We start from the raw sequence: 15,226 nt of genomic DNA, 5'->3' as shown, positions 1-15,226 counted from the left end.
CCCGTCGCCATTCCCATGATGGCCGCGGCCCTGATGGTGATGCTGCGCGACAAGCGCCGTCACTACAAACTACTGATCGCCTTTGCCTCCTTGCTGGCCCAGTTGTTGTGTGCCGTCTATCTGCTCTTGCTGGCCGATGGGACGCTGGCACCCATTTGGCCGCAATCGGTCGGGGTGTACCTGCTCGGTGACTGGCCCGCCCCCTTCGGGATTGTGCTGGTCGTAGACCGGCTGGCAGCCTTTTTGCTGGTGCTCACCAATGTACTGGCGTTTTGCTGCTGGTTCTATTCGCTGGCACGTTGGGATCGCGTAGGGGTCCATTTCCATTCTTTGTTCCAGCTACTGCTGATGGGGCTGAACGGTGCCTTCCTGACGGGGGATCTGTTTAACCTGTTTGTGTTCTTCGAGGTGTTGCTGGCGGCATCGTATGGGCTGATGTTGCACGGATCAGGCGCGGCGCGTGTCAGTGCCGGCCTGCACTACATCGCCGTCAATCTGATTTCCTCGTTCCTGCTACTGATCGCCATTGCGCTGGTGTATGGCGTCACGGGCACCTTGAACATGGCAGACCTGGCCTTGCGCGCCGGCTCCATGCCGGATTCGGACCGCCTGGTATTTGAGGCAGCCCTGGCCATCCTGGGCATTGCCTTCCTGATCAAGGCGGCCGCCTGGCCTCTGAACCTGTGGTTACCCAACGCCTATGGCAATGCCTGCGCACCGGTCGCCGCCATGTTTGCCATCATGACCAAGGTAGGCATATACGCCTTGCTGCGTATCGGCTCCTTGCTCCTGCCCACGGGTGCTCCTGCGGCCTTCGGCGTAGCATGGATGTTCCCTGCCGGAATTGCCACCCTGGCGTTTGGGGCTATCGGTGTCATAGCGGCCCAACAACCCGAACGCCTGGCCAGCTATTGCATCATCGTGTCCTCGGGCACCTTGCTGGCGGCACTGGGCATGCCCGGCGTGATTCTGACAGGTCCCGCCCTGTACTACATGCTCAGCAGCGTGCTGGCGCTGGGCGCGTTTTTTCTGTTGCTGGAACTGGTCAGCCGCACCAAACCCTTTGGCGCCGATCTACTGGCTGTCAGCCAGGAAGTCTTTGATCTGGATGACCCTGAATCCGAAGACCATAGCGATGATGTGGTCGGCGTCGCCATCCCCGGCGTGATGGTTTTTCTAGGCATGTCCTTTATTGCCTGCGCCTTGCTGATTGTCGGCCTGCCTCCCCTGTCCGGTTTTGTGGCCAAGCTGTCCTTGCTGACGGCCGCACTCAAGGCTTCGGGCCAATCCCCAGAACCCCTGAACGCCTGGATTCTGACCGCCGCGGTCCTGATTTCAGGAGTGGCCGGTTTGATCGCCATGGTGCGGGTGGGCATTCGTCTGTTCTGGAGCAATAGCTCACTGACCATCCCTCGTCTGAAATTGATCGAGGCAGCGCCAATTGCCAGCATTATTGTCGCCTGCGGGATTCTGAGCTGGTATGCCGGCCCCATCACCACGTACCTGGAACAGACTGCTCAGCAACTGGATGAACCACGTATTTATATTGGTTCAGTCCTGCGACAAAACCCTGTGCGCTCCGTTCAGGCGGAGGGACTGTGATGAGACGCTATACCAAACACCTGTTCCTGCCCTTGCTGTTGCTGGGCCTGTGGCTGCTGCTGAACGACTCGCTATCGCCAGGCTATCTGGTGCTGGGCCTGTTTCTGGCTACTGCCCTGAGTCTGGCAGCCATCCCGTTCCGGCCCGTCAAGGCCAGCATCCGTCACCCATTTCTGGCCTTAAAGCTGATTGGACAAGTTGCCTGGGACATCGTGCTGTCCAATATCGCCGTGGGCAAACTGGTCCTTAAAGGCAGCAAGGCGCCGCGTCCCGGTTTTCTGGCCATCCCCCTGCGATTGACCGATCCGCATGCTCTGGCTGCTCTGGCCTGCATCATTACCTACACGCCTGGCACGGTCTGGTCAGGGTTTGATGAGAAGACCCGCATCCTGACCTTGCACATTCTGGACCTTCAGGACGAGCAGGTATGGTTAGACACGATTCAGAAGCGCTATGAAACCCCGCTGCTGGAGATTTTCCAATGATCGATATTGTTTACTGGGCCTGTCAGTTTGCCCTGGGCTGCTTTGTTCTGGGCATGTGTTGTGCCGTCATCCGTCTGCTCAAAGGCCCATCCGCCGCTGACCGCGTACTGGCACTGGACACCATGTACATCAACGGCATGCTGGCCTTGCTGGCCCTGGGCATCCGCTTTGATTCAACCCTGTACTTTGACATTGCCTTGCTGATTGCCCTGTTTGGCTTTGTAGGCTCCGCCGCGATGGCGAAGTTTTTGCTGCGCGCCGAGGTCATCGAACCATGACAGACACATTGTTGCCCTGGTGGCTTGCCATTCCAGTCGCCCTCTTACTGGTGCTAAGCGGCATTGTGGCCTTGATCGGCTCGGCGGGCCTGCTGCGTTTCAAGCATGTGTACTCGCGTATTCACGCCCCAACAATGGGAAATACGCTAGGAACATTTTTCATGGTACTGGCTGTGGCGATCAGCGCGAGCCATTTGATGAGCCGTCCTATTTTGCATCCACTCATCATCAGCGTGCTCCTGATCATTACCTCCCCGGTCACCGCCATTTTTTTGATGCGTGCCGCCATCAAACGTGAATATCGTCAACGTCTGGCCGAATACGGGCCCGATGAGCCCGGCTATCTGGACATGCCGCACAAAGCCCCCCTGCCCGCAGACCTCCTTCCGCCACAACCTGAGCCCCAGGAGCACCCCCCCCAGTAAGGAGTTGGAAAAGTTTTATTACCCTCACTTGCAACTGCTCCACTTATACTGATAGGGGTTTACTGCGTGTCAGGGATTGCCCTATACGCAGCTGCTTTTGGGGCTTTGCGGCCTGCTCATACCTACTCGTGACAGCGCTCGCCAAGCCGGTGATTCCCTTAGCAAGTAAAGGAGTGAGATTGATGAGTCTACATACACGCCCATCCCGAATCCTGAGTGCAGGCTTGCTCAGTCTAGGTTTACTGTCCTCTGCTGCCTGGGCTCAAACCCCGACCAAAGACTATCGCCACGACATCCAGCGCTGCGAGCAATTTACCGGTGAGCAGCGGACCACCTGCCGTCGTGAAGCTGGTGCTGCCTTGCAGGCCGAGCGTCAGCATAAGCTGGACAAACAGGATCACAATCTGGAGGCCAATCGTCAGGCACGGTGCCATCGTCTGCCCGCTGATCGGCAGCAAGACTGCCTGAAAGCCATGCGCGGTCAGGACACCACTGTACGCGGCAGCGTGGAAGGTGGCGGTATCCTGCGCGAGACCACAACGGTGGTGCCCGCTCAATAAACCTTCGCGGACACACTTTTGCCTGCGCAGGCTGGCAGTTAAAAAGAATGGGCCTTACCAGGCCCATTCTTCGTTTTGAACGATACTCTCGGTTTACAACTCGACCTGCATGCCCATCTCCACCACTCGATTGGGTGGAATCTTGAAAAAGCGCGTGCTGCGGCTGGCATTGCGAGCCATGAACGCAAACAAGCGTCGACGCCATCCCAGATACCAAGGCTGTCGCGATTGGATCATCACGGTCTGACGGGACAAGAAGTAAGACGTTTGCATAGGCTCCAGATTGAGCTCTGGATGCTCCAGGGTAATCTGCTCGAGCAACTGAGGTACATTAGGCTCTTGCTTAAAGCCCCATGAGGCAACAGCCTGCCAGCTTCCCCGGCTCAGACGTTGCAGCGTATAGCGCTCACCAAAGGGCACATAGGGTACGCCCGCACTGCTCACCGTCAAAAACAGGACTTGCTCATGAAGCACTTTATTATGTTTCAGATTATGCAATAAGGCTGGGGGAACCGAATCTGGGATGGTGCTCATAAACACTGCTGTGCCCGGTACGCGGGTTGGAGCATATTCCTCCAGGTTGAGCAAAAACTCCTTCAAAGGTTGTTTGTTTTCCAGCAAACGCTCGTGCAACGCAGCGCGCCCCTGCCTCCATGTCAACATCAAGCCAAGCAGAACCGCCCCCACCAGCAACGGCAGCCACCCCCCTTCCAGCAATTTAAGCGCATTGGCCGAGAACAACAGCACGTCCAGTACCAGGAAAATACCCAAAAGCCCCAGCCAGGCCCAGCGCTTGAGTCCGTGGGCGCGACGCGGCAACAGCATCAAGGCCAGCAAACTGGTCATCAGCATGGTGCCCGTTACCGCAAAACCGTAAGCATGAGCCAGACGGTCCGAGGAACCAAAGCTCAGCACCAGCACCATCACCGCCACGCATAACAGCAAATTCACCCGAGGCAGGTAAATCTGTCCCTCTTCTTTGGCCGAAGTATGTTGAATGACCATACGAGGCCAGAAACCAAGCTGCACTGCCTGCCGGGTTACGGAAAACGCCCCCGAAATCACGGACTGAGAAGCGATCACGGTTGCGACCGTTGCCAGCATCACCATGGGTACCAGCGCCCAGTTCGGTGCCAGATAAAAGAAAGGATTACGAATCGCGGTCGGGTCGGATATCAGCAAGGCGCCCTGGCCGAAATAGCACAAAACCAGACAAGGCATCACCACCAGGAACCAGGCTTTACGAATCAAAGGACGACCAAAATGGCCCATGTCGGCATACAAGGCCTCCGCTCCGGTCAAAGCCAGAACCAAAGCGCCAAGCAGTAGAAACGTTTGCCAGGGCGCCTGGGCAATAAAAGCCACCGCCCAACGCGGGTCCAGGGCCATCAGCACTTGCGGATGTTCGATCACACGCCACAAGCCCAAGCCACCCAGAACCAGAAACCAGATCAGCATGATGGGGCCAAACAACTTGCCCATGGTTCCCGTTCCATGCGACTGGATCAGGAACAGTGCCAGCAAAACCCCCAGGGCCAGTGGCACCACCCAGGGGTCAAGCACATGCGAGACCATGCCAATGCCTTCCAATGCAGACATCACGGAAATGGCCGGCGTGATGATGCTGTCCCCATAGAACAAAGCAGCGCCAATCAGCCCCAAAACCACAATGAGCTGGCGCTTGGGCCCATGAATACCACGGGCAGCCAACTCCATCAAAGCCAGGGTGCCGCCTTCGCCTTTATTATCCAGTCGCAGCACCACCGTCACGTACTTGATGGAAACCACCACGGTCAGCAGCCAGAACAGCAAGGACAGCACGCCATACACCTGCTCGGCACCAGGCTGACTGTAGGCACTCAAGGCCACTTTCATGGTGTAGAGCGGGCTGGTCCCGATATCCCCATATACCACGCCTAACGCGCCCACTAACAAGGCCGCCCGAGCCGCTTTTCTGGGGTTTTCTGTTGCTGTGTTCAAAGCTTAATTTCCAATCAAAGTATCGTGCCGGGTCAGACGCGCACCAATACGCGGGCCAGGAAAAACAATGGTGATACGGGTACCGGGAAAATCAGGGCGGCTCATCAAACTCCACCAGGCCCCATGCGCACGGGCAATTTCCTGCACAATGGCCAAGCCCAGACCGGAGCCTCCGGCCTGCGTGCCGGGTGAACGGTAAAAGGCTTCAAAGACACGTTGTTGCTCGCTGGCCTCAATACCCGGACCATGGTCCTCGACGGACAAGGACGGCGGGTTGCTGGCCACGCGCAGAACAATGCGGTCCGTTCCTTGACCATAGCGCAACGCATTATCCATCAGGTTGGACAGCAGCTCGCGCAGCAGTACGGGAGCCGCGTCAATCCAAACCGGCTTTTCAGGCGCCAGCAAATGGATCTCTGCACCATGCTGACGGGCCTGCAAAAACCAGTCACCGCCCTCCTCACGCGTCCACTCACACAGATCCAGGCGCACAAAACTGTCTTTGATATTGGTATCGGCATCCGTGCGGGCCAGCACCAGCAACTGCTGACCGAGGCGAATCATACGATCCGACACACTTTTGATGCGCTCGGCGCGCTGGCGAATATCGTCCGGTAAGGGCTTGGCCAACATCAGCTCCGATTCCAGCTGCAAACCGGTCAGGGGAGTACGCAACTGATGCGCAGCATGACCAATAAAGCGCTTTTGCGCCTGCAGGGTATCACGCTGACGCTCCAGCAACTCGTTAAAGTGCTCCACCAAGGGCACGATTTCCGCCGGCAAGGCGCTCGCATCCAGGCGTTCAAAATCATCATCGGCCCGATTGCGTATTTGTTGTGACAAATCATCAATCGAGGCAAGCTGAGAGCGAATACCGGATAACAGCACCCAGGCGATCAAACTGACCAGCAAGACCTGGCTCAAGGCCATGGTCCAGAAAATATCGCGCAGCAGCCAATCCTCCAGGCTCATACGACGTGTCAGCACCCAGGTAACGCTCAGATCCAGTACAACAAGAATGGAAATCGGAGGAAAAAGCCGGCCCATCAATTTGCGGGCCAAAGAGCCGGGGGCAAGAAAGCGTTCCAGCCATGATCGCAACAAGGAGGTTTTTTCCGCTGAAGAAAGATGCTGATCGGGCATGGTTGACCTAAAGTGTCTGGCAGCGGGCACAGGCTGCCGTTATGCTCCGGCCACGCTCTCCACATCGAGCAGATAGCCAAAGCCGCGCACAGTCTGTATCACTGCCCCGGTGCCTTCCAGGCGTTTGCGCAGACGATACACATAAACTTCGACCGCATTGTCGCTGAAATCGGCATCCCAAGCAGACAAGGAATTAATAATCTGCTGCTTGGTGACCACACGACCGGCCCGCATCATCAGCATTTCCAGGACGGACAGCTCACGCACCGACAGGTTCACGCGTTGCCCCGCGCAGCGCAGCTCGCGGCCAATCGTATCAAAACTCAAGGGCCCGACATCAATAACAGGCTGCACCTGCCCGCTGCGGCGGCGGCCAAAGACACGTACCCGGGCAGCCAGCTCGGACAGATCAAAGGGCTTGATCAGGTAATCATCCGCACCGGCATCCAAACCGCCCACGCGATCATCCACGCCGTCGCGCGCGGTCAGAATCAGAACGGGTATCGCATTGCCCTGCTGGCGCAACTGCCGCAATACCTCCAGGCCACTGATGCCTGGCAGGTTCAAGTCCAGGAGCAGCAAATCGTAGACTTGGGCGGACAGCTCCTTCAAGGCGCTTTCACCTTCCTGAAGCCAGTCAACCGCATAGCCCTGATCGCTGAGAAACTCCTGCAGTGCGGCGCCCAGTATGGCGTCGTCTTCAATAACTAGTACACGCATTGTAGGGATTTTATTACGAAACTGGCCCCTCGCGTCGCGGATGCAAAGCGAGGGGCCAGAAAAAACAACATGAGGGATTACGCGCAGCGTTACGGAGCCGGTGCCGGCTTGCCCGTGGTCTCGCCCGTTGATGGACCTTTCTGTGCGTCACCCTCTTGTACAGGAGCCTGGGTCGTTGGGCCTGGACGGGTGATGAATCCCAATCGGGTCAGGCCAGAAGCCTTGGAGCGGCTCATGACCTGGGCCAGTGTTTCATAGCGAGTATCGGTATCGGCACGGATACGCAGTTCCGGCTGCGGCTGCTCCTTGGAATAGGGAGCCAAAGTAGCCGCCAAATCTTCCAGGGCCACCAGTTGCTCATTGACAAAAATCTGCCCTGCCGCATCAATAGCCAGATCAATCGTCTTGGGATCTTGCTGAATCGGCTCGGAGCTTGCCTGGGGCAACTGTATCTTGATGGAGTGCGACAGCAAAGGAGCGGTGATCAGAAAGATCACCAGCAGCACCAGCATCACATCGATCAGCGGCACCATATTGATTTCAGACAACGCAGAGCCCGAATTACGATTATCAAAGCTGCCAAAGGCCATGATTAATGCTCCCGCTTGGCAGCGGCTGCCGAGCTCGATGCTGCACCGCCACCCGAACTGGGGACACGGCGCAGAACAGGTTGCGTATCCTGCACCGGCTGACCGGTCGTCAGGAAGGTAAACAGATCATGCGCAAAAGCGTCCAGCTGGGACAAGTAAACGCGGTTGGTGCGCACAAACGCGTTATAGGCCAGCACGGCAGGAATGGCTACGGCCAGACCCAGGCCAGTCATCACCAATGCCTCGCCCACAGGGCCAGCAATCTTGTTCAAGGTGACGCCATCGGACAGACCGATATTGATGAGCGCGTGGTACACCCCCCACACCGTGCCAAACAGGCCTACGAACGGAGCGGTGGAACCGACCGAAGCCAACAATGTCAGGCCGTTTTCGAGTTTGGCGGTTTCCTCGTCCATCACCTTGCGCATGATGCGCGACACAAACGCACCCGTTGAACCTTTCTCCTCCAGCCGCATAGCCCCGTACTTGACGTGATGCTTTTGAGCGTGAATGGCGTGACTGGCCAGATGGCTGAACGGATCACGTGCACCGTGGGTAGCGATCTCGTTTTCAACCTGCTCAAGCGAGCTGGCCGACCAGAACTCGCGCATGAAACTTTGCGAGCGGCGTTTCAGACGGAAAGACAAGATGCCCTTGACGATAATCAGATACCAGCTGGCAATCGACATCAAGGCCAGAATCACAAACAGGGTCTTGCCGACCACATCGCTTTGCTGGATAAAGTGCAGCACCCCGGTCGCTTCCTCAGCAGCAGCAACACTGGCGGCAGCCTGATCGGCAACAGGCCCTGCAACTTGTGCCAGGCTTACCCATACGCTTTGAAATAGTTCCTGCATCATTGATCTATCCTAGTAAACAAAGTCGAAAGGAATATCGGCCATGGCACGATAGGCCACACCATTTTCCGTATACGGTTTAAAACGCGCTGTGCGTACAGCCTTCAGTGCAGACTCATCCAGACGCTCATAGCCTGAGGAGCTTTGCACCTTGGCTTCCAGCACGGTTCCTTGGGTTGAAATCACGACACGCACCACTACGCGGCCCTGCTCGCGACGGCGTTCCGAAGCCCGCGGGTACACGGGCACGGGTCGACGACCCAAATAATCCACACGGCCAATCAGTTTGGGACGATCGCCCTGTGCAGAACGTGCCGCGGCTTGAGCCGCATTATCCGTGGCCGGTCCAGCCTGGGCAGCGGGTGCTGCCGGTTGGGCAGGCTGTGGCGTTTCTGCTGGCGGTACTTCCGGTTTGGGCTGCGGCTTGGGCTTGGGCTTTGGCTTGGGTTTCGGTTTAGGCTTGGGAGGCTCTGGCACCGGCGGTTTTTCCACAATCGGCTCTGGCTCAGGCTCCACGATCGGTTCAGGCTCAGGATCGGGCTCCACCTCAGGTTCTGGCTCTGGCTCTGGCTCTGGCTCAGGTTCGGCCACCACCTGTTCGGGCGGAGCACTGACCTGCTCTTGCTGGACCGGCGCTTCCGTTACCTCCAACAAGGTCACTCCCACCACATCAATCGGAGCAGGTTCACCCACCATCTTGGGGCTTTCCGTCCACAAGATGGTAGCCAGAACCCCCACGTGCAATCCCAGTGCTAATGCCAGCCCGGTTGCCTTCAAGGCCAGCATCGAGCGATTATTCGTTTGAGAAGCAATTCCGGTCATAATCCGTTCTACACATTCTGCAACCCGCATGGACCATGAGGGGACCGGACAGGATGCCCAGTGAAGTATCGAATCTTAACAGAAACAGGAATGATTCTCAATACTGGAAAATAGGAAAATATCCTGTGTTCAGCCTGCTTTGCAAGAAATTTTCCTGATACTAACGCAAACAGGCCGACTTACGGTCAGCCTGTTACGCCTCGTTTGCGAAAGATTAAGACGGACGGACGTCGGACGGGGTTTCCAAAGGAAAAGCACTGAATTTGCGCGGCAAGGCCAAGGCGCGCTCGCCGGGTGACAAGTCCAGCTGAGACCAGCGCTGATGATCGAACTCCGCCTCCCAGGCCCGTTCTCCTTCGTTCAGAGCCAGCTCCACCCGCACCGTTGCCCCCAAGGGAATAATACGCTGCACCGCCACCACAATACCTTGGCCATCCAGTTTGCGCTGCAGGTCCAGATCATGCGGACGCACATAGCCCACCGCTTCGCCCTGCCCGGCGCCCTGCCCGTTCAAGGCCTGGCTGGACTCGAACTGACCCAGTTGAGGATCAGCTACAAACCGTCCCTGCCGGAACTGACCAGGCAGGCGATTTGCCGCCCCCAGAAACTCGTATACAAAGGGGCTGGCCGGATGGTTATACACCTCTTGCGGAGCGCCCTCTTGTTCGACCCGCCCTTTGTTCAGCACCACGATACGGTCAGCCACTTCGATGGCCTCCTCCTGGTCGTGAGTCACAAACAAGGTGCTGATATGCAAGTCATCATGCAAACGACGCAGCCAGGAACGTAACTCTTTACGCACCTTGGCATCCAGAGCGCCAAATGGCTCATCAAGCAACAGGACACCAGGCTCTACAGCCAAAGCGCGCGCCAAGGCGATACGCTGTCGCTGACCACCCGACAAAGCGGCAGGATAACGATCTGCCAGCCAGTCCAGCTGCACCAGCTCCAGTAGCTCGTGCACACGCTGACGAATCTGTGCTTCGGGCAGGCGCTGTTTGCGGGGTTTGATGCGCAAACCAAAGGCCACGTTCTCAAATACGGTCATGTGGCGGAACAAGGCGTAATGTTGAAACACAAAACCGACTTGACGATCGCGGGTGCCAACCGAAGCCACATCCTTGCCATTGATGAGCACCTGACCCGCATCCGCATGTTCCAGACCTGCCACAATCCGCAGCAACGTCGTCTTGCCGCAACCCGAAGGCCCCAGCAAAGCCACCAGCTCGCCCGCTGGAAAATCCAATGTCACATCACCCAGTGCCGTAAACGCACCAAACTGTTTAGATAGATGACGAACTTCGATACTCATAATGAACTCCGAATGCGGTCATCCACGATGACCGTCTTGAACCATTTTGCGCTCGGCCCACAATTTAAGCGCCAGCGTCAGCAAAGCCAAAACTGCCAGCACCGAAGCGGCGGCAAAAGCGCCCACGGTGTGATAGTCGTTGTACTCAATCTCTACATGCAAAGGCAGGGTATTGGTCTGGCCACGTATATGACCAGACAATACCGACACTGCCCCGAACTCGCCCATTGCACGGGCATTGCACAAAATCACCCCATACAGTAGACCCCATTTGATCTTGGGCAAGGTCACGCGCCAGAACATCTGTCGCCCGTTGGCTCCCAACACCCGCGCGGCCTGCTCTTCGTCGCTACCCTGCATTTGCATGAGCGGGATCAGCTCGCGCGCCACAAACGGGAAGGTAACAAACAGGGTTGCCAGAACCAGCCCCGGCAAGGCGAACACAATACGGATGTTATTGGCATCGAGCCAGTCCCAAAACGGGCCCTGACGACCAAAAATCAATAGGAACATCAAACCCGCGATCACTGGCGAGACCGAAAAGGGCAGGTCAATCAAGGTGGTCAACAGGCTTTTACCACGAAACTCAAAACGGGCAATAGCCCAGGAAGCCGCCAAACCAAACGCGATATTCAAGGGGACGGCAATAACAGCCACGAGCACGGTCAAACTGGCCGCATGCATGGTATCGCTCTGATTCAGTGCCGACAGATATGGCAAGACACCACGACTGAACGCTGTCATGAACACCAGGATTAAGGGCAGCAGCAAAAACAGAACAAAAAACAGCAAGGCAAGGCCAATCAGTACCGCCTTGACGACCGGCCCCTCATCCTGCGCTGCCCGCAGGCGTGCCCTTGGCACCGACACCACAGGTACAGCGGGTTCCATCGCCAGGCTGCTCATCGGGCGCCCTCCAAGGCAAAAGGCGCAGCCACCCTGGCCGCTTTGCTACGCGCCTGCCCAGAATGACGCGCTTGCAAATACCACTGCAAACGATTGATTGCCAGCAAGATAATGAATGACAAGACCATCATCAGAACCGCCAGCGCCGAGGCACCAGCGTAATCAAACTGTTCCAGCTTGATCACGATGAGTAAAGGCGTAATTTCAGAGACCATCGGCACATTCCCGGCTATGAAAATAACCGAGCCGTACTCCCCTACTGCGCGGGCAAACGCCAGGGCCACACCGGTCAGGCAGGCCGGCAAAATGGCGGGCAGAATCACTTTACTGACCGTCTGAAAGCGATCGGCTCCCAAACAGGCACTGACCTCCTCCTGCTCTTGCTCCAATTCCTCCAGAACTGGCTGAACGGTGCGCACTACAAACGGCAGGCCAATAAACACCAGGGCGATCAATACCCCCCAGGGAGTGAACGCAATTTGCCCGACATAGGGTTGCGCCCATGCCCCGATCCAGCCGGTAGGTGCATAAATCGCTGCCAGAGAAATCCCAGCCACCGACGTCGGCAACGCAAAGGGCAAGTCAATCAAGGCATCCACAAGGCGGCGACCTGGGAAACGATATCGAACCAGCACCCAGGCCAGAATCAAACCAAATACGCCGTTGATCACAGCGGCCAAGGCCGCCATGCCAAAAGTCAACTTCAACGAGGCCAGGACACGCGCGGCGCTGATGGTCTCCCAAAAGGCTGACCAGCCCATAGAGGTGGTCTTGAGCAAAACAGCCGATAACGGTATGAGCACAATCAGGCTTAAATAGCTGATGGACAAACCCATGGTCAAGCCAAAGCCTGGCAAAGCCCGCTGCTTGCGGCCAGCGGGCAGAAATCCCCAAAGACGAGCCTGTGACATCGAACGGTCCTCAGTAAGAGTGGGGTTATTTGCTCAAATAGATGCTGTCGAACACACCACCGTCCGCAAAGTGTTTGGCCTGAACCTGAGTCCAGCCGCCCAGCTCATCATCGACCTTGTACAGCTTCAACGCTGGAAACTGATCGCGGTACTTGGCGGCCACCGACTCCAGTCGAGGACGGTAAAAATGACGTGCAGCGATTTCCTGACCTTCCGGGCTATACAAATACTCCAGATAGGCTTGGGCCACTTTTTCCGTACCATGCTTGGCGGCATTGGCATCGACCAGCGCCACAGGCGGCTCAGCCAGGATGCTGCTGGAGGGCACCACAATATCAAAACGATCGGGCCCCAGATCCTTGACGGACAACAGCGCCTCGTTCTCCCAGGCAATCAATACATCACCGATACCCCGCTCGACGAAGGTCGTGGTCGAGCCACGCGCGCCGGAGTCCAGCACGCTGACATTACGGTACAGCTTGGCCACAAAATCACGCGCCTGCTCTTCATCCCCATTGGCTTGCTTTAAGGCATACAGCCAGGCAGCCAGGTAATTCCAGCGCGCGCCCGCCGAGGTTTTAGGATTGGGCGTCACCACTTTGACGTCCGGGCGAATCAAGTCGTTCCAGTCGTGAATGCCTTTAGGATTGCCCTTGCGCACCAGCAAGACAATCGTAGAGGTATAAGGGGTGCTGTTGTCCGGCAAACGCGCCTGCCAGCCTTTGTCCAGCAAACCAGACTGCGCGATCTGATCGATATCGGAAGAGATCCCCAGTGTCACCACATCCGCAGGCACCCCGTCAATCACGGTACGCGCCTGCTTGCTGGAGCCGCCATGAGAGCTGCGTATGACCACCTGCTCACCCGTTTGTGACTTGTAGTGGGCCTGGAAGGCCTTGTTGAACTCAGCGTAGAGCTCACGTGTCGGGTCGTACGAGACATTCAGAATACTGACTTCGGCTGCCACCGCACTTGCCGCCGCCAGCACCAGTGCCAGCAAGGCTCCTGCCCGCACGCCTTTCCACTTCTGTTGAAACCGCTTCATTCCCCATCCCCCCTGAAACCATGTCCAAGCAATGAGAACGAGTCTAGCAAGGGTGTTTCACACCGCTAAATACCGATTCTTTGGTTAGATATAGCGGGCAGATAGAGGGGCCAAGAAGACTGCACTGACAAGGGAAAGAGCCGGCCGTAGTCAAGGCGGATGCGCAACTCTTTCTGTACTTCGAGCCACTGCTCATACCAGGTCTTCGCTTCGTTACGTTTTGAACCGTAAAGAAATGGTTGGCCCGCCGGACTATGAAAAAATCCAGACGTGGTGGCGTCCTACGTAGATTACACAAACGTCGCCCACAACATATCGAGCCCGTCTGTCTCGCCGGGCAGCCGAACCCAAATGGCCGCCCCGATCGTTGAGCACGATAGTTAGATACAAACGCCCTATCCCATCGCATCCAAGCAGGTCCCTCTGTTCTGACGTGCGCCCCCTGTTTAACGGTGCACTCTGAAAGCTAACCAGAAAAAAGGTGAAACAATGAACTCCAGAACTCTTTCTAACTTGCTACTTGCTTCTACGCTCAGCTTAGGATTTAGCACGGTCGTCATCGCGGACAGCAAACCCTCTCACCCGGATCTTTCCGCAACAACCGGGCATGCAAGCAAAGACCCCAAAACGCCAGGGGAAGCAAATGCCAAAGAGGTGAGCACCCACCGCGCTGGGGCGGGGGACAAACACGGTGACGCCGAAATCAGTCAAAAAATTAAAGCGGCACTCCATGCCGATCATGCACTCAAAGACAAAAACATTGCTGTTGAGATGAACGACGGAGTTGCAACACTAAGCGGAACCGTCTCCAACGACAGCGAGTACAAGAAAGCAGTTGCAGTGGCTGAAAAAACCGAAGGCGTAAAACAGGTGAAGGCCACCGGACTGAGCGTCAACAAATAAGAGAACCGCTCGAGCCGTCCCAAAGAGCCAGTACCGAAGATCTGAGCGTCAAGCACCCAATAAAAAACCGGACCCCATGCTTCATGGGGTCCGGTCTTATCGATCAACGCTACACTAGCCTGACAAGGCTAGCAGGAGATCAGATGATTTGGATCTGGGTAGCGCAAGGGCCTTTTTGGCCTACGCCTGCAACGAAGGAAACGCGTTGGTTTTCTTCAAGAGATTTAAACCCAGAGCCCTGAATTTCACTGTGGTGTGCGAAGAGGTCTTTACCGCCACTCTCCGGCATGATGAAGCCGAAGCCTTTTTCGTTATTGAACCACTTCACGATACCAATTTCTGTTTTCAATGTATGTCCTAAATAATCAGGGTAAAAATGTCCCTGGACACACTATGGCCGAGATTCACCAATATAGATAGCACCGTTACAAAGTAAATAGCCAGACGGCCCGGACACTGATCGCAAATGCGCACGGATGACCGGAAGCGGACCGTAAAGCGCAACTCTGTGCTGGTTGCCACCACCCATGACCCCGTCTTACTGCCTGTTCTCTGTACCAAGCCGCTAAGGCTCGATCAAACCTGAAAGGCGAACCTAGGAGTACGTTTACGAACGCTTACAGCCACTTTACCGCCTGTTGGCAGCATCTGAAGGCCTTTTTCCCGGTCTGGTGTGCCTGTTCAATC

Annotated in this window: 17 protein-coding genes; 6 read left to right on the top strand and 11 right to left on the bottom strand. The window is 56.6% G+C overall.

Annotated features, from left to right (window positions below; genetic code table 11):
• The first annotated feature begins 15 nt into the window (after positions 1-15).
• The 5 genes from V6936_RS03545 (at position 16) to V6936_RS03525 (ending at position 3,350) form a co-directional block, all read left to right on the top strand.
• Complete coding sequence (locus V6936_RS03545) at positions 16-1,602, top strand: monovalent cation/H+ antiporter subunit D (RefSeq protein ID WP_407927747.1); 1,587 nt, start codon at positions 16-18, stop codon at positions 1,600-1,602.
• Positions 1,602-2,087, top strand: a complete 486-nt coding sequence (locus tag V6936_RS03540) for a Na+/H+ antiporter subunit E (RefSeq protein WP_003799469.1) — start codon at positions 1,602-1,604, stop codon at positions 2,085-2,087. The genes V6936_RS03545 and V6936_RS03540 overlap by 1 nt, the downstream gene beginning before the upstream one ends.
• Positions 2,084-2,365 (top strand): K+/H+ antiporter subunit F, encoded by a 282-nt coding sequence (locus tag V6936_RS03535; RefSeq protein WP_003799468.1) that lies wholly within the window; start codon positions 2,084-2,086, stop codon positions 2,363-2,365. Before V6936_RS03540 ends, V6936_RS03535 begins: the two co-directional genes overlap by 4 nt.
• Positions 2,362-2,790 carry a monovalent cation/H(+) antiporter subunit G gene (gene mnhG, locus V6936_RS03530; protein ID WP_336579420.1) on the top strand — a complete coding sequence of 143 codons (429 nt, stop codon included), beginning with the start codon at positions 2,362-2,364 and terminating at the stop codon, positions 2,788-2,790. Before V6936_RS03535 ends, mnhG begins: the two co-directional genes overlap by 4 nt.
• Positions 2,791-2,972: 182 nt before the next feature.
• Positions 2,973-3,350, top strand: coding sequence for a hypothetical protein (locus V6936_RS03525; RefSeq protein WP_219234895.1), 378 nt, complete (start codon positions 2,973-2,975; stop codon positions 3,348-3,350).
• A gap of 93 nt (positions 3,351-3,443) precedes the next feature.
• Here the strand turns inward: V6936_RS03525 and V6936_RS03520 are convergent, their stop codons facing one another.
• From V6936_RS03520 to V6936_RS03475, 10 genes are all read right to left on the bottom strand, one after another.
• Positions 3,444-5,330: a potassium transporter Kup gene (locus tag V6936_RS03520; protein ID WP_051010389.1), complete on the bottom strand. Its 1,887-nt coding sequence runs from the start codon at positions 5,328-5,330 to the stop codon at positions 3,444-3,446.
• A gap of 3 nt (positions 5,331-5,333) precedes the next feature.
• Positions 5,334-6,473: a sensor histidine kinase gene (locus V6936_RS03515; protein WP_003799464.1), complete on the bottom strand. Its 1,140-nt coding sequence runs from the start codon at positions 6,471-6,473 to the stop codon at positions 5,334-5,336.
• A gap of 39 nt (positions 6,474-6,512) precedes the next feature.
• Positions 6,513-7,193: a response regulator gene (locus V6936_RS03510; RefSeq protein ID WP_003799463.1), complete on the bottom strand. Its 681-nt coding sequence runs from the start codon at positions 7,191-7,193 to the stop codon at positions 6,513-6,515.
• 89 nt (positions 7,194-7,282) lie between these two features.
• A complete protein-coding gene (locus V6936_RS03505) occupies positions 7,283-7,783 on the bottom strand; it encodes an ExbD/TolR family protein (RefSeq protein WP_003799462.1) in 501 nt (166 codons plus the stop codon).
• Between the two features lie 2 nt (positions 7,784-7,785).
• Positions 7,786-8,643 (bottom strand): MotA/TolQ/ExbB proton channel family protein, encoded by an 858-nt coding sequence (locus tag V6936_RS03500; RefSeq protein WP_059317537.1) that lies wholly within the window; start codon positions 8,641-8,643, stop codon positions 7,786-7,788.
• 9 nt (positions 8,644-8,652) lie between these two features.
• Positions 8,653-9,426 (bottom strand): energy transducer TonB, encoded by a 774-nt coding sequence (locus tag V6936_RS03495; RefSeq protein ID WP_301607485.1) that lies wholly within the window; start codon positions 9,424-9,426, stop codon positions 8,653-8,655.
• A 250-nt stretch (positions 9,427-9,676) separates the two neighbouring features.
• The gene (locus tag V6936_RS03490; protein WP_003799459.1) at positions 9,677-10,774 is read right to left on the bottom strand and encodes a sulfate/molybdate ABC transporter ATP-binding protein; all 1,098 of its coding nucleotides are present in this window, start codon (positions 10,772-10,774) and stop codon (positions 9,677-9,679) included.
• 18 nt (positions 10,775-10,792) lie between these two features.
• A complete protein-coding gene (gene cysW, locus V6936_RS03485) occupies positions 10,793-11,680 on the bottom strand; it encodes a sulfate ABC transporter permease subunit CysW (protein WP_219234898.1) in 888 nt (295 codons plus the stop codon).
• On the bottom strand, positions 11,677-12,591 hold the full coding sequence (cysT, locus tag V6936_RS03480; protein ID WP_219234900.1) for a sulfate ABC transporter permease subunit CysT: 915 nt from the start codon (positions 12,589-12,591) through the stop codon (positions 11,677-11,679). The genes cysW and cysT overlap by 4 nt, the downstream gene beginning before the upstream one ends.
• 25 nt (positions 12,592-12,616) lie before the next feature.
• Positions 12,617-13,636 (bottom strand): sulfate ABC transporter substrate-binding protein, encoded by a 1,020-nt coding sequence (locus tag V6936_RS03475; RefSeq protein WP_003799456.1) that lies wholly within the window; start codon positions 13,634-13,636, stop codon positions 12,617-12,619.
• Positions 13,637-14,125: 489 nt separating this feature from the next.
• On the opposite strand from V6936_RS03475, the gene V6936_RS03470 reads away from it, so the two are divergent.
• The gene (locus V6936_RS03470; protein ID WP_003799454.1) at positions 14,126-14,539 is read left to right on the top strand and encodes a BON domain-containing protein; all 414 of its coding nucleotides are present in this window, start codon (positions 14,126-14,128) and stop codon (positions 14,537-14,539) included.
• Between the two features lie 139 nt (positions 14,540-14,678).
• Here V6936_RS03470 and V6936_RS03465 read toward each other — a convergent pair whose 3' ends face one another.
• Positions 14,679-14,888, bottom strand: a complete 210-nt coding sequence (locus tag V6936_RS03465) for a cold-shock protein (RefSeq protein ID WP_003799452.1) — start codon at positions 14,886-14,888, stop codon at positions 14,679-14,681.
• Positions 14,889-15,226 lie beyond the last annotated feature (338 nt).

Source organism: Alcaligenes sp. CHO6 (assembly GCF_037120595.1).
Classification (GTDB): domain Bacteria; phylum Pseudomonadota; class Gammaproteobacteria; order Burkholderiales; family Burkholderiaceae_B; genus Alcaligenes; species Alcaligenes ammonioxydans.
This window is presented reverse-complemented; position numbering and strand designations above follow the sequence as displayed.

Excerpts from the sequence above, each read along its gene's own strand:
- V6936_RS03545 (WP_407927747.1), top strand. The coding sequence starts at position 16 with ATGATGGCCGCGGCCCTGATGGTGATGCTGCGCGACAAGCGCCGTCAC.
- V6936_RS03540 (WP_003799469.1), top strand. The coding sequence starts at position 1,602 with ATGAGACGCTATACCAAACACCTGTTCCTGCCCTTGCTGTTGCTGGGC.
- V6936_RS03535 (WP_003799468.1), top strand. The coding sequence starts at position 2,084 with ATGATCGATATTGTTTACTGGGCCTGTCAGTTTGCCCTGGGCTGCTTT.
- mnhG (WP_336579420.1), top strand. The coding sequence starts at position 2,362 with ATGACAGACACATTGTTGCCCTGGTGGCTTGCCATTCCAGTCGCCCTC.
- V6936_RS03525 (WP_219234895.1), top strand. The coding sequence starts at position 2,973 with ATGAGTCTACATACACGCCCATCCCGAATCCTGAGTGCAGGCTTGCTC.
- V6936_RS03515 (WP_003799464.1), bottom strand. The coding sequence starts at position 6,473 with ATGCCCGATCAGCATCTTTCTTCAGCGGAAAAAACCTCCTTGTTGCGA.
- V6936_RS03510 (WP_003799463.1), bottom strand. The coding sequence starts at position 7,193 with ATGCGTGTACTAGTTATTGAAGACGACGCCATACTGGGCGCCGCACTG.
- V6936_RS03505 (WP_003799462.1), bottom strand. The coding sequence starts at position 7,783 with ATGGCCTTTGGCAGCTTTGATAATCGTAATTCGGGCTCTGCGTTGTCT.
- V6936_RS03500 (WP_059317537.1), bottom strand. The coding sequence starts at position 8,643 with ATGATGCAGGAACTATTTCAAAGCGTATGGGTAAGCCTGGCACAAGTT.
- V6936_RS03495 (WP_301607485.1), bottom strand. The coding sequence starts at position 9,426 with ATGCTGGCCTTGAAGGCAACCGGGCTGGCATTAGCACTGGGATTGCAC.
- V6936_RS03490 (WP_003799459.1), bottom strand. The coding sequence starts at position 10,774 with ATGAGTATCGAAGTTCGTCATCTATCTAAACAGTTTGGTGCGTTTACG.
- cysW (WP_219234898.1), bottom strand. The coding sequence starts at position 11,680 with ATGAGCAGCCTGGCGATGGAACCCGCTGTACCTGTGGTGTCGGTGCCA.
- cysT (WP_219234900.1), bottom strand. The coding sequence starts at position 12,591 with ATGTCACAGGCTCGTCTTTGGGGATTTCTGCCCGCTGGCCGCAAGCAG.
- V6936_RS03475 (WP_003799456.1), bottom strand. The coding sequence starts at position 13,636 with ATGAAGCGGTTTCAACAGAAGTGGAAAGGCGTGCGGGCAGGAGCCTTG.
- V6936_RS03470 (WP_003799454.1), top strand. The coding sequence starts at position 14,126 with ATGAACTCCAGAACTCTTTCTAACTTGCTACTTGCTTCTACGCTCAGC.